The following is a 15,279-nucleotide window of genomic DNA, read 5'->3' as shown; positions in this document are numbered from 1 at the left end:
CAGGGACCACAACGACCAGAACCGCGGAGGCGTCGCGGCGTGACCGCCGTCACAATTCTGCACTTTCAGCACTAGAGTGCAACAATGCACTCCATGGAGAAAAGTGCAACGACGCGAGAACGGCGCAGGCAGCAGACCGAGCACCGGATCGCCCTGTGCGCCCTGCGCCTGACCGACGAGCACGGGCTCGACGGCTTCACGATGGAGGACCTCGCCGAGGCCGCCGACGTCTCGCGCCGCACGCTCTTCAACTACTTCCCCAGCAAGCTCGACGCCGTGCTCGGCAACCCACCGGAGATCCCGCCGGCGGTGATGGCCACCTTCCACGCCGGCGGTCCCCACGGCCACCTGGTCGCCGACCTGGGCGAGCTGGTCCGGGTCATCCTCGACGGCAAGGACATCACCCGCGACCAGATGGAGCTCGGGCGTCGGGTCATCACCGGCGAGCCGCGGCTGATCATGGCCGCCCACGCCCGCTTCGAGGACATCACGGCCGAGTTCGTCGACGTGATCCTCGCCCGGGAGGGCCAGGCCTTCGGCGCCGACCGGGCCCGGCTGCTGATCCGGCTGCTGGTCGCGATCTTCGACGGCTGCCTGCCCCACTCCGAGCACGAGCCCGAGCGCTCGCTGGCCGACCTCTACGACGAGAGCCTGCGCGCGGCGCGCGAGCTCCTCGCCTGATCCTCCTCTTCTTCCACCGCTCCCCCGTCCTCACCCAGGAGACCTCGATGGCCACCCTGCTCCACCGACTCGGCAAGACGGCCTACCGCCGCTGGCCCCTCTTCCTCGCGGCGTGGATCCTCGCCATGGTGAGCGTCGGCGCGTTCGCGGCAACCATGTCGAAGCCGATGAGCGACTCGTTCTCGATCCCCGGCATCCCCTCCGAGAAGGCCGCCGACCTCCAGGCCGAGCTCTTCCCGGAAACCGTCGGCGCCTTCGACCAGGCCACGGTCAAGGTGGTGGTCGCTGCCCCCGAGGGCACCACGCTGGCGGAGCCGACGTACGCCGCCCAGGTCGACGACCTGATCGCCGCGCTGGCCGCCCTCCCGCAGATGCCCACGGAGCCACCGCTGGTCAACCCGGTGCAGGCTGCCGACACGCAGCGGGAGCAGATCGTGCAGGGCGCCACGGAGTCCGGGGGCTCGGTCACCGAGGCGCGGGCCAACGCCGACGCCATCTCGCCGCTGAGCGAGGACGGTCGGGTCGGCACCATCTCGTGGGCCTTCGACGTCGACACCGTCGCCGACGTGGAGCCCACCACGATCGAGCAGCTCAAGGAGGTCATGGCAGACGCCAGCACCGACGGCCTCACGGTCGAGGCCAACGGCTCCGGCACCACGGGCATGGCCGAGATCGGCGGCACCTCGGAGCTGATCGGCATCGGTGTCGCGCTGATCGTGCTGATCCTCACCTTCGGCTCGCTCATCGCCGCCGGCCTGCCGATCATCACCGCCATGGTCGGTGTCGGTCTCGGCATCACCGGCATCACCGCGATGACGGCCTTCACCGACATCGGCTCCACCACCCCGATGCTGGCCACGATGATCGGGCTCGCGGTCGGCATCGACTACGCGCTGTTCATCCTCGCCCGCTACCGCAGCGAGCTGCAGCACACCGACGACCGCGAGGAAGCCGTCGGCATCGCCGTCGGCACGGCCGGCTCGGCCGTCGTGTTCGCCGGTCTCACCGTCATCATCGCCCTGACCGCGCTGCTGCTCGTGGGCATCCCGTTCCTCGCGAGCATGGGCGTGGCGGCCGCCGCAACCGTCCTGGTCGCCGTCCTGGTCGCCCTCACGCTGCTCCCCGCCATCCTCGGCATGACCAAGTCGAAGGCGTTCGGCGGCCGGGTGCGGCACTACCGTCCCGCCCGCGAGAGCAGCGGCCTGATCCTCAACAACGGGGTCCGCTGGGCGCGCTTCATCGCCCGGGCCCCGGTTGCCTTCGTGATCGTCTCGGTGCTCGGCCTGGGCGCTCTCGCCCTGCCGCTGCAGAGCCTGCACCTCGCGTTCCCCAGCGACAGCACCGCCGCGACCGACACCACCCAGCGCCAGGCCTCCGACCTGGTCGCCGACGCGTTCGGCCCCGGCCGCGACGCCCCGATGCTGCTGGTCGTCGACGCCCGTGACGTCGCCGAGGCCGACCGCGGCACCGCGTTCGGTGACGTCGCCGCCTGGGCCTCGGGCCAGGAGGGCGTCGCCAACGCCCAGGTCGCCGGCACCAACGAGGACGGCACCGGCGCGCAGATCCTCGTGACGCCGGCCACCGGCCCCGAGAACACCGCCACCGAGGACCTGCTGACCGACCTGCGCGACGGCCAGCCCGACATCGAGGACCGGACCGGCACGACGATCGGCGTGACCGGCCTGACCGCCATCACCACCGACGTCTCCGAGCGGCTGAGCAGCGCGTTGCCGCTCTACCTCGCCGTCGTCGTGGGCCTGGCGTTCATCCTGCTGATGATCGTCTTCCGCTCGATCCTGGTGCCGCTCACCGCCACCCTCGGCTTCCTGCTCTCGGTCCTGGCCACGCTCGGCGCGACCGTCGCGGTGTTCCAGGAGGGCCTGTTCGGGATCGTCGAGGGCCAGCCGATCGTCAGCTTCATGCCGATCTTCCTGATCGGCCTGGTCTTCGGCCTGGCCATGGACTACCAGGTGTTCCTCGTGACCCGGATGCGCGAGGCCCACGTCCACGGCATGTCCACCCACGACGCGGTCGTGGACGGCTTCCGCAACTCCGCCCGGGTCGTCGCCGCAGCTGCGGTCATCATGATCTCGGTCTTCGCCGCGTTCGTGCTGATCGACGAGCCGATCATCAAGTCGATGGGCTTCGCCCTCGCCGTCGCCGTCTTCTTCGACGCCTTCATCGTGCGGATGACGCTGATCCCGGCCTTGATGTTCCTCATGGGCGAGAAGGCCTGGTGGCTCCCCGCCTGGCTCGACAAGATCCTGCCCAACGTCGACGTCGAGGGCGAGAAGCTCCCCCGCCCGCACCTCACCGGTCGGTCCCTCGAGGACGAGCTCGAGGACCTCGACGAGGACAGCAGCGTCAAGGTCTGACCCAGGTCAGCACCCCGAAAGGCCCCGGGCGCCCTTAGGGGGCCTTCGTCGTCTTCCTGTGGAATGGTGCAACCATGTATTGAAAGACATATGCTTCTGATGCCATACTAGTGCGGTGGAGATCGACTGGCCGAGATCGTTCGGCGCTTGGCTGGACACCCTCGAAGACGAGCCGATCGCGGGGACGGGCGAGCTCGAGAGCCACTCGACCTGGTCCTCGCCGAGCTCAAGGCACTTCAAGACCTCACCGAGGTCCCGGCCGAGGAGACCGCCACCCTTAAGGTCGTGCGCCAGTCCCGGACCAACATCGTCTGGCGGGTCTCACACCCTTACCGCGAGAACACCGCCGTTCGGCTGATCTGCTGGTCCCGCCGGGTTCCAACACCGTGGTCGTGGCCCTCTTCGCGGGAGACAAGGCAGCGATGGAAGACGCGTTCTACAACAGCGTCGGCAGTCGCGCCGATGCGTCGGTCGACCCCTGGAAGCACGAATCAGAATGGACGGACCCATGACATCGACATCTCGCTCCGACGAGCCGGTCACTGCCGAGCCCACATTCGTCCGGGGCAACAAGCGCCTCGACGAGATGCTTGCCAAGCCTGGCGTCGCGGAGAGGGTCGCCCTCATCCAGGCCGAGTCCCGCGAGCTGGACCGTGTCTATGCCGAAAACCTCGCGGTGATCCGCAAGGCAGGCGACCAGACCCAAGCCGAGGTGGCAGTGCGGATGGGAGTCGACCAGGGAGCCGTCTCCCGACTCGAGCGACGCGACGACATGCTCCTTTCCACCCTGGCGGACTACCTCCACGCCACGGGGGCCGAGCACCCGCGTCTCGTGGCCACCATCAACGGAGTCGAGGTCGAGCTGGACCTCGACCGACTGCGTCGCCGCGCTTGATCGAGTGGCGGGAAGAACAGGCTGGCGTCAGGGTCCGAGGACCCGCGCGAAGAACGTGAGCAGGTTGTTGTCGAGGTCGAGGGCGGCGAACTCGCGGGTGCCCCAGTCGGTGTCGTCGGGCGAGCCGGAGTCGGTGGGGTGCAGGACCCCGGCAGCCGCCAGCTCGTCGTGCAGGGTGTCGACCTCGTCGGCCGCGATCCGGCAGCTGGCCGTGCCGGCGATGAAGTCCTCCGCACCGGTGCGGACGGGGCAGTCGCCGAGGTCCGCCGGGTCACGCAGGCGCCATCCGGTGTCGCCGGCCTCCCAGAGGTGCAGCTCCGCGGCGTCACGCACGACGATCGCGAAGCCCTCGTCCTGGTGGCGCGCAACGAAGCCCAGGCGGTCGGCGTAGAACGCGACCGCCCGGACCACGTCGGTGACCGGCAGGGCCGGGACGGTGCTGGTCAGACGCATCGGGGCCTCCTCATGGCGAGGCCGCCCATGGTGCTACTTCTTCGGCTGCTTCGACAGGTGGTCGAGGAGGTTCTTGGAGAACCGGTCACCCATGGTGGCCATGACGCCCTTCATCGCGCTCGTCACCGCCGGCGAGGAGAGCCGCGGCAGCGGCAGGCTCGCGCAGATGTCGAGACTGGTCTCCAGCCGGGTGCCACCGTCGGCCTCGCTCAGGGCATACCAGCCGTTGACGCCGGCCCGCTCCTTCTGGCCCTGCGCCGGGTCGTGCTTGAACTCGATGCGCTCGAGGTCGGTGAGGATCATCCGCTCGCTGAAGACCGGTGCGAAGCCGATGCCGAGCACCTCGAGGCCGCTCATCGACCAGCGCCAGTGGTCGCCGTCCTCCACGATCTTCTTGACGAAGGGCGTGAACCGGGCCACCAGGTCAGGGTCCACGAGGACGTCCCAGATCTTCTGGCGGTCGTAGGGGACGAGCGCCTCTGCCGTGGTCGCTGCTGAGAAGGTCGCCATCTCGATCAGGCCTTGAGTGCCTTCGCGATGTCGCCCTCGATCTTCTCCGGCTTGGTGGTCGGGGAGTAGCGGCTGATGACCTGGCCGTCCTTGCCGACGAGGTACTTGGTGAAGTTCCACTTGATCTTGCTGCCGAGCAGGCCGCCCTTCTCGGAGCGCATCCACCGGTAGAGCGGGTGGGCACCGTCGCCGTTGACCTCGACCTTGCTGAACAACGGGAAGGTCACCCCGAAGTTGCGCTCGCAGAAGCCCGCGATCTCCGCGTCCTCACCCGGCTCCTGGTGGCCGAACTGGTCGCACGGGAAGCCCAGGACGGCGAAGCCCTGGCTGCTGTAGGCGTCGTGGAGCTCCTGGAGCCCCTTGTACTGGGGCGTGAACCCGCACTGCGAGGCGGTGTTGACCACGAGGACGACCTGGCCGGCGTAGGCGGCGAGGTCGACGTCCTGGCCGTCGATGCCCGCCGCGGTGAAGGTGTGGAGAGAGCTCATGGCCATATTGTTCCTGGCCGCGCCAAGTCCTGGTCGGGGTCTCACCCGATCATGCGGCCGGTCGCGCGCACGGGCTGCTGGTGCCCGGCCGGGTTGGCGTGCCCGTCGAGGTGCACGCGGACCAGCCGGTCGCCCAGGTCGAGGACCACGAGGTCGTCGCTGATCTCCAGCACCTCGCCCTCCACGACGTAGGTGAGCCCGTCGAGCCGCTCGAGGGTGGCCCCGGGCTTGCAGCGCACCAGGTCCTCGGTCGCGACCAGCGCGAGCGCGGGCGCCGTACGACCGCGGAAGCGGGCCAGCAGGAGTGCCATCACCAGCAGGAAGAGGTCGGCTGCCACGGTGATCCAGAGCCCGATGCGGCCGGAGACCTGGCCCTGCACGACGTACGCCGACGGCTGGTCGGGGAGCACGCGCACCGCGAGCTGCTCGGTCTCGACGGCCTCGTCGTGGGTGGGTGCGTCGATGCGGGCGGTCCAGAGCGTCTGCGCGGGGTCGACGTCGGTGGGGAACCGGAACTCCACGAGGTAGCCGGTCTCGTCGTCGGACGTCACCTCACGGGTGTCGGTGACAACTGCGGTCACGTCCACCCCGGAGCGCTCCACCCGGCTCTTGGTCCAGGTGGAGTGGGCGAGCGGCAGGTTGACCAGGACGAAGAGCAGGGCGAGCAGCAACAGCGCCTGGCGCCGACTCCTCACCGGATCCTCACAGGGCCTCGCCGGGGGGTGGCCACGGCTCGCCCCAGGCGGCTCCGTGGACGATCTCGGCGAGGGGGCGGCGCGCGCGGGGGCGCTGCTCGCGCTCCCGGTCGCGCTCCGGGACGTCGTCGGGGTTGCCGCGGGCGCCGATCGCGATGCCGCTCAGGACGCGGTAGTGGGCCGGCACTCCGAGCCCCGCGGCCACTGCCGCCTGGTCGAAGCCGCCGAACTGGTGCGCGTGCAAGCCCATCGCCCGCGCCTGCAGGGTGACGTGGGCGGCCGCCTGGCCGAGGTCGTAGTGCGCCAGCGCCTCGCTGCGCCCGCCGTTGCCGTCCTCGTCGGGCGCGACCTGGGTGGCGGTGACCAGCACGACCGAGGCGCGCGGCACCCACCCGGCGTTGCCGCGGCTGAGGTGCTGCGTCAGCACGTCGTGGCTCGCGCTGCCCCGCTCGGCCACCACGAACGCCCACGGCTGGCTGTTGCCCGAGCTCGGCGCCCACTGCGCGGCGTGGAGCAGCGTGCCGATCTGCTCGTGGGTCAGTCGGTGCTGGTCGTCGAAGATGCTCGGGCTCCACCGCGATCGCAGCGGCTCGGCCAGGTGCTCGGCTCCCGGCATCGGTGCGTGGTCCATGCGCGTCATTATCCCGGGTCGGCGCCCCGGCACCTCACCAGGCGGCGGTGGTGCCCGTCGCGCCGACGACGTAGGCGAGGAACGCGGCGAGCGCGTCAGGGTCCTGGTCACGCTGCCAGCCGAAGGTGGTGGGGCGCAGGGCCCGGTCGTGCCAGAAGTGCTGGCTGCCTGCCGACTCCGGGCGGGTGGCGACCAACCAGACCGCGGTGTCGGCGCCCGCCTCGGCGGTGCGCAGCAGCGGGCCCATCACCTTGTTGAACGTGGGGAGGCTCTCGCTCACCCCCGGGGTGGCCACCCAGCCCGGGTGCATGCTCTCGACGCGGATCGTGCCCCCGCGCAAGCGGTCCGACCACGCGTCGGCCAGGACCACCTGCATCCGCTTGGTGCGCGCATAGCCCTGCACGGCGTCGTACGCCGCCTCGCGGAACTCGATCTCGTCGGGCTCCGAGCGCAGGCCGGCGCCATACATCCCGCCCGAGGACATGAAGACCACCGAGGAACCCTCGGCCGCACCGAGGAGCGGCAGCAGGAGCTCGGTCATCAGGTGCGGGCCGAGGACGTGGGCGGCCAGGGTGAACTCGTGGCCCTGGGGGCTCTCCTCGCGCTGCTGGGTCATGGTGCCGGCGTTGTGGACGATGCCGTGGAGGGCCTCGACGCGGCCGCTGAGCTCGTCGCACCAGGCGCGGACGGCGTCGAGGTCACCGATGTCGCACACCTCCTCGACGAGGTCGGCGGTCGGCACGTCGCGGCGCAGCTCGGCGGCGTAGCGCGAGACCTTCTCGGGGTTGCGGCCGAGCAGGTGGACCGTCGCGCCGAGGTCGAGGAAGGAGCGGGCCATCGCCTCGCCGATGCCGGAGGTCGCACCGGTCACCACGACCCGCTTGCCGTGCATCGAGCCCGGTGCCGGGTCGGCGGGCCACCAACGCCTGCGCAGGCCGGAGCCGATCTTGGTGTAGCCGAGGACCAGGGAGCGGTCCAGGGCGGCGTCGAGGAAAGTGGTCGGGCTCATGGGCCCCACGGTAGGGCCGGCCCCGAAACCCGACCTCAGGGACCATGGGCCCTGGCGGGGCCAGAGCTGACCTGGTCGGCCGCGGTCAGGTGGCCTGCAGGTTCCCGGCAGCAGACTCCCCCCATACCCCGACTCCCCGTGAGGAACCCCATGTTCGATCTCATCAACGGCATCCCCTTGCACCCGCTCGTCGTGCACGCTGTCGTCGTCCTCCTTCCACTGGCCATGCTCGGCACCATCGCCATCGCCGTCCGCCCGCGGTGGCGGGCGACCTACGGGCCGCTCGTCGTCGGCGCGGCGCTGGTCGCCACGATCCTGTGCCCGGTCGCCACCTCGAGCGGCGAGGCCCTGGAGAAGCGCGTGGGTGACCCCGGCGAGCACGCCGACCTCGGCGAGAGCCTGGTGTGGTTCGGCCTCGCCCTGGTCATCCTCTCCGCCGCGCTGGTCTACCTCCAGCGCCGGCACGACAAGGCCGTCACCGCCGACGCGAGCGCCGCCACGGCCAAGAACACGATGCTCACCGTCGTCGCCGTGCTGGCAGTCGTGGCCGGCCTGGCGACCACCGTGCAGGTCTATCGGGTCGGCGACTCCGGCGCGCGGGCTGCCTGGGGAGACGCGGTCACCTCGTCGACGGGAGACTAGGCCCGTGCTCATCGGTGTCTGCGAGGACGACGCGTCGATCCGACGACTCCTTCAGCAGGCACTGGCGTTCGCCGGCCACGAGGTCCTGGTCGCCCACAACGGGGGTGAGGCACTGCGGCTCTTCGGGGCCGACAACCCGGTCGACGTGGTCGTCATGGACATCGGACTCCCCGACTCCGACGGCCTCGACGTGACCCAGGCACTGCGCTCCGCCGGCCAGGCTGCCCCGGTCGTGTTCCTCACGGCCCCTGGGCGACCTGCACGACCGGCTCTCGGGCTTCCACGCCGGCGGCGACGACTACGTCGCCAAGCCGTTCGACGTCCAGGAGCTGCTGGTGCGCATCGAGGCGCTCGGGCGGCGCGGCCGACCCGCGCCGACCCCGCTCCCCGGGCTGGTGCTCGACCCCGCCGCCCACTCCGCCCGCGCCGCGGGGGGCGAGGCCCTGCTCACACCCACCGAGTTCCGGATGCTCGCGGCGATCACGTCCCGCCCCGGCGAGGTCGTGAGACGACGCAGCGTGGTCGCCGCAGCGTGGCCGGACGGCGCGATCGTCAGCCAGAACACCGTCGACTCCTTCATCCGGCACATCCGCGCCAAACTCACCAGCATCGGCTCGTCGGTGACGATCGAGACGGTCCGCGGCGTGGGTTTCCGGGTCCGATGAGGGCCTCGCCGGCCCTGCTCGGCCCGTTCCGCCGCCAGATCGTGATGCTCACGGCGTGCGTCACGGCGCTCGCGATGCTGCTGCTCACGCTGGTGCTCCAGCTGATCCTCTCCGGGCTCAGCCGCGGCCATCGCCGCATGGGTGGTCGGTCGGGCCCTCCGACCGGTGGCCCTGCTTGCCGGGACCGCCGCGGACTGGAGCGAGCACGACCTGGGCCAGCGCTTCGACCTCGGCCCCCCGGGCAACGAGATCACCGCGCTCGCCGCGACCTGGACACCCTCCTCGACAAGGTGGCCGCCGCCATCCGCTCCGAGCAGCGCCTCACCTCCGAGCTCGCCCACGAGCTCCGCACCCCCCTCACGACCCTGCTGGAGATGGCCCGGACCGCACCGGCGGTGCCCGAGATCGCGGGGATGACCTCGTGCTCGCTGGCCGAAGCCGTGCGGGACGCCCTGGCTGCCTCCGGACCGCAGGGGGCCGAGGTCAGCACCGACGTGGCCGACCACCGGCTGGCCATGCCCGTCGAGGTGGCCCTGCGCGCGCTGGCACCGGTCGTCCGGCTTCCACAGGTCTGAGGCGTTGCCGCATTCACGAGTCGGTGTCCGACCCCGGTCGCGGAGCTCGGGCCGGACCGACTGACGCTGGCCAGCTGCGGGCATCCCGCGCCGAGATCGGTGACGATCTCGCCCTGGTGCTCATCGAGCACGAGGGCCGCGCCACCTCCTGAACGTCGCTGATCCGACACCCCGGGCCGCTCCAGCCGCTACGTTGCCCGGACGGACGCCGACGTCCGCCGTCACAGGAGCGTGCGCCATGGGGTTCATCTCGCCCAACCTGCCGGACCTCGACCGCGAGGAGTGGGCCCGCGGCTCGCGCATGGAGCGGATGCGACCGATGGTCCAGGACTGGGCCCAGGCCGGGTTCTCGGCGCCCGAGGCCGTCTACGTGCTCTACACGGCCAAGATCGCGCTCTACTGCCTCGGCGCGGCCCTGTTCACCGCCGCGACGCCCGGGATCGGGGGTCTCGGGGACATCGCCGATTGGTGGAGCGAGCCGATCTTCTTCCAGAAGGTCGTCGTCTTCACCCTGCTCTTCGAGGTGCTCGGTCTCGGCTGCGGCTTCGGCCCGCTGACGCTGCGCTTCCTGCCGCCGATCGGCGCCTTCCTGCACTGGCTGCGGCCCGGCACCGTGCGGCTCCCACCCTGGCCGTCCGTCATACCGCTCACGCGCGGGACGCACCGCACCCTCGTGGACGTGATCCTGTACGCCGGGCTGCTGCTTGCCGTCGTCCAGCTGCTGCTCGCGCCCGGGGTCGGCCCCGGCGTCGGGGTCATCGACCCGCTGCTGTTCCTGCCGCTCTTCGGGCTGCTGGTCCTGGTCGGGCTGCGCGACAAGACGATCTTCCTGGCGGCGCGCACCGAGGTCTACGGGACGCTCGCGGTGTTCTTCCTCTTCTCCTCGGGCAGCGGCGGCGACACCGACATGATCGTCGGGCTCAAGCTGATGATGGTGCTGATCTGGTGGGGCGCCGCGACGTCCAAGCTCAACCAGCACTTCCCGCACGTCGTGTCGGTGATGATGAGCAACAACCCGCTGCTGCGCGTCAGGGCGGTCAAGCGCCGCTTCCACCGCGACTTCCCCGACGACATCCGGCCGTCGCGGATCTCGACGAACCTCGCCCACGGCGGCACGGTCGTGGAGTACGTCGTGCCGCTGGTGCTGCTGCTCTCCGACGGCGGGCCGGTCACGGCGGTGGCCGCGATCGTGATGGTCTGCTTCCACCTCCAGATCCTGACCTCGCTGCCGATGGGCGTCCCGCTGGAGTGGAACGTCTTCATGATCTTCGGCATCGGCTTCCTCTTCGTCGAGAACGCAACGGTCGGCGTCGGCGACCTCGGCAACCCCCTGGTCCTGGTGGTGATCGCGGCCGCCGCATCCGTCGTCGTGCTGGGCAACCTCTTCCCGCACCAGTTCTCCTTCCTCCCCGCGATGCGCTACTACGCCGGCAACTGGGCCACCTCGCTGTGGTGCTTCACGCCGTCGGCGGTCGCGAAGCTCGACGCCTCGGTGGTGAAGGGAGCCCGGCTGCCGGCCACGCAGCTCGAGATGTTGTACGGCGAGGAGACCGCGGCGCTGCTGGTCCACAAGGGCTATGCGTTCCGCGCGATGCACACCCACGGCCGCGCGCTCTTCGGGCTGATCCCCCGCGCGTGCGGGCCCGACCACGAGACCGACTACTCGCCCCACGACGGCGAGTTCGTGGCGGGCGTGACGCTGGGGTGGAACTTCGGGGACGGCCACCTGCACCACGAGCAGCTCCTCGCCGCGCTGCAGGAGCGCTGTGCCTGGGAGCCCGGCGAGGTCCGGCTGATCGCGCTGGAGTCGCAGAGGTTCTGGGACCCCCGCCAGGAGTACCGCCTCGTCGATGCCGCCACCGGAGAGCTCGAGCGAGGTGTCGTGCACGTCTCTGACATGCTCGAGAGGCAGCCCTGGGCCGGCGAGATCCCGGTCCACGACGTCGTCACCGCAGCTGCCCCGATCCTGAGCCCGGAGGCCTGACCACGTGCCCACCGCTATCGTCGTCGGCTCCGGCCCCAACGGGTTGGCCGCGGCCGTCACGCTGGCGAAGGCGGGCGTCGAGGTCACCGTCCTCGAGGCTCACGAGACGATCGGCGGCGGGACCCGCACCAGTGAGCTGACGGTCCCCGGGCTCCTGCACGACCACTGCTCGGCGGTCCACCCGATGGGCGTCGCCTCGCCGTTCATGCGCGGCGCCGACCTCACGTCGTACGGCGTGACCTGGCGCTATCCCGAGGTCGACCTGGCCCACCCCCTGGACGGCGGGCGGGCCGGGGTGATGGTGCAGGACCTCGAGGAGACCCGGGCGTTGCTCGGGGCCGACGGCGATGCCTGGGCCCGGCTGTTCGGCCCGATCGCGGACTCCTTCGACGACCTGGCGCAGGACCTGATGGGCCCGATCATGCACGTCCCGCACCACCCCCTCCACCTGGCGCGCTTCGGCCTGCGTGCCCTGCTGCCGGCCTCGACCGTCGCGCGGCGGTGGCAGACCGACGAGGCGCGGGCGCTCTACGCAGGGGCGGCCGCCCACGCGTTCTTCCCGCTGCACCGCCCCACCTCGTCGGCGATCGGGACGATGCTGCTCGCCGTCGGCCACCGCTTCGGCTGGCCGGTGCCCGAGGGCGGGTCGGCGAAGATCACCGACGCCCTCGCCGCGATCGTCCTCGAGCACGGCGGTCGCCTCGAGACCGGTGTCCGTGTCCGCTCGCTCGACGACCTCCCGCCCACCGACGTGGTCATCCTCGACCTGGCCCCCGCCGGGGTCGTCGAGGTCGCCGGTGACCGGCTGCCCCGGCGGGTGCGGCGCGCCTACGAGCGCTACCGCCACGGCCCCGGGGCCTTCAAGCTCGACCTCGCCGTGCAGGGCGGCATCCCGTGGACCAACGAGCACGCCCGCCGCGCCGGCACCGTGCACCTCGGCGGCCGCTTCGAGGAGATCGCCGAGGCGGAGATCGACATCCAGCGTGGCCGGATGCCCGCCCGTCCCTACGTCCTCCTGGCCCAGCAGTACCTCGCCGACCCCACCCGCTCGGCCGGCGACGTCCACCCGGTGTGGGCCTACGCGCACGTGCCGACCGGCTACGACGGTGATGCCTCCGAGGCGATCATCGCCCAGATCGAACGGTTCGCCCCCGGCACGCGCGAGCGCATCGTCGCGCAGGCCACCACCTCCACGTCGGCGTGGGAGGACTACAACCCCAACTATGTCGGCGGCGACATCGTCACCGGCGCCAACGACGCGCGCCAGGTGCTCTTCCGGCCCCGGCTCGCCCTCGACCCCTACGCCACGGGCATCCCCGGCGTCTTCATCTGCTCCGCCGCCACCCCTCCAGGCGCCGGCGTGCACGGCATGGGCGGCGCCAACGCAGCCGCCTCCGCGCTGCGACACCTGCGCTGACGTGCCGGACGCCGAGTCGGCGCGATGTTGCACCCAACGCCTGCGACATTGCGCCGACTCGCGCTGCTCGGGACACCGACCAAGCAACTGCTCGGGCGATTCGGATGTGACGAGCGCCGCGAGTCACTAGCGTCAGGGCCCATGACCAAGTCCGCGTCCCTGACCCGCGTGGCGATCGCCTACGCGTCCGCGCTCGCCGTCGCCGTTGCCTGGCTGGCGCTGGGGCCGAGCACGGGCTCGATCCTGTGGGACGGCCTGGTGGCAGACCTGCTGGCGACGCTGGTGATCTTCGGGTTCAGCCGGTTCCACCACAACTCCAGCTTCTATGACGCCTACTGGTCCGTGGTGCCGCCGCTGCTGGCCGGGTGGTGGTGGAGCCAGAGTCCCGAGGCCAACGACACCCGCGCCGCGCTGGTGATGCTCGTCATCGTCGTGTGGGCGGTGCGGCTGACGGCCAACTGGGTCTACGCCTTCCCCGGCCTGCATCACGAGGACTGGCGCTATCCCCTCCTCCGCGACAAGGCAGGCAAGGCCGAGGCGCTCGCCGACCTCGGGGGGATCCACGTGGTCCCCACGATCCAGGTGTTCCTCGGCTGCCTCCCTGTCTACGTCGCCGTCACCCGGCAGGGCCGCGACGTCGGCTGGCTCGACGCCGTCGCGGTCGTCGTGGGGCTCGGGGCCGTGCTCCTCACGTTCGTGGCCGACCTCCAGATGTACCGCTTCGCCCGCACCCGCCAGCCCGGCCAGGCCATGGACCAGGGCCTCTGGGCGTGGTCGCGCCACCCCAACTACTTCGGCGAGTGGGCCTTCTGGTTCGCCCTCGCGCTCTTCGGCGTGGCCGCATCGCCCGGTGACGCGTGGTGGCTCTTCGTCGGCGCGCTCGCGATGCTCGCGATGCTCCAGGGCGCGAGCATCCCGATGATGGAGGAGCGCAGCCTCGAGCGCCGCCCGGCCTACCAGGACGTCATCGACCGCGTCCCCCGCTTCGTGCCGCGACCGGCACGTCGTACGACGTGACGCGGGCGCGCGTGCTGGTCGCCGGCCTCGGCGACAGCGGCCTGCTGACCGCGATCCACCTGTCCCGCCACGCCGACGTCGTCGGGATCTCCAGCAAGCCCGAGCTGGTCAGCGGGCAGGAGCTCGGGATGCGGCTGGCCCGGCCCGAGGAGTGGGCGCGCGACTACCGGATCGGCTTCGACCGCTACCGCCGCCTCGACCACGTGCGCCGGGTCCACGCCACGCTCACCGGCCTCGACACGGCCGATCGCCGGGTGCGGCTCACGACCGCCGACGGCACCGACACCCACGAGCCCTACGACGTGCTGGTCATCTCGACCGGCGTCACCAACGGCTTCTGGCGCCGGCCCGACCTGCAGAGCAGCACCGACGTCGACGCCGACCTCCGCGGCGCCCACGACCGTCTCGCGGCCGCCCGCTCGGTGATCGTCATCGGCGGGGGCGCCGCCGCCGTCAGCAGCGCCGCCCACCTCGCGCTGACCTGGCCCGAGAAGCGGGTGGCCCTGCACTTCCCCGGCGAGCGGGCGCTGCCCCAGCACCACCACCGCGTCTGGCGCACCGTCGCCGCCCGGCTCACCGGTCTCGGGGTGAGCCTGCATCCCGGCCACCGCGCCGTGGTCCCCGACGGGTTCGGGTGTGACGAGATCACCGACGAGCCGGTCGCTTGGAGCACCGGCCAGCCGCCCTCCAGCGCCGACGCCGTGCTCTGGGCGATCGGCCGGGTCCGACCCAACACCGCGTGGCTTCCCCCAGAGCTCCTCGACGAGCACGGCTTCGTGCGCGTCGGCCCCGACCTCTCGCTCCCCGGCCACCCCGGCGTCTTCGCGGTCGGCGACGTCGCCGCGACCGACCCGCTGCGCTCCTCGGCGCGCAACCGGGCGGACAAGCTGCTCGCCGCCAACGTCCGCGCCCACCTCGCCGGGCTGCCGCTGAAGGCCTACCGCGCCCCCGGCCGCCGCTGGGGCTCGGTCCTCGGGTTCCAGCCGGACGGGCTCCAGGTCTTCGCCCCCTCCGGCCAGGCCTTCCGCTTCCCCGCCTGGACGATCCGCAGCGTCCTCCAGCCGCTGATCGTGCGACGCGGGATCTACGGCGGCGTACGACGCAGCTGAGGCCGGCGCGCCCGGTATCCGGCGGGCGGTGAGCCCTGGGAGGTTGGACCCGACCAACATTCCCCACCAGCCCCCCCCAACGGCCCACCAGGCCCTGGTGCGTCAGCGTGGCGACCGGCAGCGCAGCGTCACG

At 71.5% G+C, this 15,279-nt stretch carries 16 protein-coding genes and 1 pseudogene; 11 read left to right on the top strand and 6 right to left on the bottom strand.

Going from position 1 to position 15,279, the window contains the following annotated elements; genetic code table 11:
• Positions 1-93: 93 nt before the first annotated feature.
• The 3 genes from BM204_RS09525 to BM204_RS09510 all read left to right on the top strand — a co-directional run bounded on the left by BM204_RS09525 (position 94) and on the right by BM204_RS09510 (position 3,951).
• A complete protein-coding gene (locus tag BM204_RS09525; RefSeq protein WP_170259234.1) occupies positions 94-681 on the top strand; it encodes a TetR/AcrR family transcriptional regulator in 588 nt (195 codons plus the stop codon).
• 47 nt (positions 682-728) lie between these two features.
• Positions 729-3,056, top strand: coding sequence for an MMPL family transporter (locus BM204_RS09520; protein ID WP_091112468.1), 2,328 nt, complete (start codon positions 729-731; stop codon positions 3,054-3,056).
• Between the two features lie 508 nt (positions 3,057-3,564).
• Positions 3,565-3,951 carry a helix-turn-helix domain-containing protein gene (locus BM204_RS09510; protein ID WP_246166400.1) on the top strand — a complete coding sequence of 129 codons (387 nt, stop codon included), beginning with the start codon at positions 3,565-3,567 and terminating at the stop codon, positions 3,949-3,951.
• Between the two features lie 27 nt (positions 3,952-3,978).
• Here the strand turns inward: BM204_RS09510 and BM204_RS09505 are convergent, their stop codons facing one another.
• From BM204_RS09505 to BM204_RS09480, 6 genes are read right to left on the bottom strand one after another with little or no spacing between them, the layout of a single operon-like run.
• Positions 3,979-4,404, bottom strand: coding sequence for a bleomycin resistance protein (locus tag BM204_RS09505; RefSeq protein WP_091112466.1), 426 nt, complete (start codon positions 4,402-4,404; stop codon positions 3,979-3,981).
• Between the two features lie 33 nt (positions 4,405-4,437).
• Positions 4,438-4,914, bottom strand: a complete 477-nt coding sequence (locus tag BM204_RS09500) for an SRPBCC family protein (RefSeq protein ID WP_091112463.1) — start codon at positions 4,912-4,914, stop codon at positions 4,438-4,440.
• Between the two features lie 5 nt (positions 4,915-4,919).
• Positions 4,920-5,402, bottom strand: coding sequence for a glutathione peroxidase (locus BM204_RS09495; RefSeq protein WP_091112460.1), 483 nt, complete (start codon positions 5,400-5,402; stop codon positions 4,920-4,922).
• Between the two features lie 41 nt (positions 5,403-5,443).
• The gene (locus BM204_RS09490; protein WP_143099705.1) at positions 5,444-6,097 is read right to left on the bottom strand and encodes a DUF3592 domain-containing protein; all 654 of its coding nucleotides are present in this window, start codon (positions 6,095-6,097) and stop codon (positions 5,444-5,446) included.
• 7 nt (positions 6,098-6,104) lie between these two features.
• Complete coding sequence (locus tag BM204_RS09485) at positions 6,105-6,728, bottom strand: nitroreductase family protein (protein WP_246166398.1); 624 nt, start codon at positions 6,726-6,728, stop codon at positions 6,105-6,107.
• A gap of 34 nt (positions 6,729-6,762) precedes the next feature.
• On the bottom strand, positions 6,763-7,737 hold the full coding sequence (locus tag BM204_RS09480) for an SDR family NAD(P)-dependent oxidoreductase (RefSeq protein ID WP_091112455.1): 975 nt from the start codon (positions 7,735-7,737) through the stop codon (positions 6,763-6,765).
• Between the two features lie 150 nt (positions 7,738-7,887).
• On the opposite strand from BM204_RS09480, the gene BM204_RS09475 reads away from it, so the two are divergent.
• From BM204_RS09475 to BM204_RS09445, 8 genes and pseudogenes are all read left to right on the top strand, one after another.
• A complete protein-coding gene (locus tag BM204_RS09475; RefSeq protein ID WP_218031296.1) occupies positions 7,888-8,379 on the top strand; it encodes a DUF2231 domain-containing protein in 492 nt (163 codons plus the stop codon).
• Between the two features lie 4 nt (positions 8,380-8,383).
• Positions 8,384-8,572: pseudogene (locus BM204_RS23205) on the top strand (response regulator); the annotation flags it as partial.
• Between the two features lie 142 nt (positions 8,573-8,714).
• Positions 8,715-9,044, top strand: a complete 330-nt coding sequence (locus tag BM204_RS23200; RefSeq protein ID WP_246166396.1) for a winged helix-turn-helix domain-containing protein — start codon at positions 8,715-8,717, stop codon at positions 9,042-9,044.
• Positions 9,041-9,619, top strand: a complete 579-nt coding sequence (locus BM204_RS09465; protein ID WP_091112452.1) for a hypothetical protein — start codon at positions 9,041-9,043, stop codon at positions 9,617-9,619. The genes BM204_RS23200 and BM204_RS09465 overlap by 4 nt, the downstream gene beginning before the upstream one ends.
• Positions 9,620-9,857: 238 nt before the next feature.
• A complete protein-coding gene (locus BM204_RS09460; protein ID WP_091112450.1) occupies positions 9,858-11,603 on the top strand; it encodes a DUF3556 domain-containing protein in 1,746 nt (581 codons plus the stop codon).
• Positions 11,604-11,607: 4 nt separating this feature from the next.
• Positions 11,608-13,020, top strand: a complete 1,413-nt coding sequence (locus BM204_RS09455) for a phytoene desaturase family protein (RefSeq protein WP_091112448.1) — start codon at positions 11,608-11,610, stop codon at positions 13,018-13,020.
• A 141-nt stretch (positions 13,021-13,161) separates the two neighbouring features.
• Entirely contained in the window at positions 13,162-14,037 is an 876-nt protein-coding gene (locus tag BM204_RS09450) for a DUF1295 domain-containing protein (protein WP_091112446.1), read from the top strand.
• Complete coding sequence (locus BM204_RS09445; protein ID WP_091112444.1) at positions 14,034-15,146, top strand: FAD-dependent oxidoreductase; 1,113 nt, start codon at positions 14,034-14,036, stop codon at positions 15,144-15,146. The genes BM204_RS09450 and BM204_RS09445 overlap by 4 nt, the downstream gene beginning before the upstream one ends.
• The last annotated feature ends 133 nt before the right edge of the window (positions 15,147-15,279 follow it).

The organism is Nocardioides psychrotolerans, assembly GCF_900113685.1.
Lineage (GTDB): Bacteria > Actinomycetota > Actinomycetes > Propionibacteriales > Nocardioidaceae > Nocardioides > Nocardioides psychrotolerans.
This window is presented reverse-complemented; position numbering and strand designations above follow the sequence as displayed.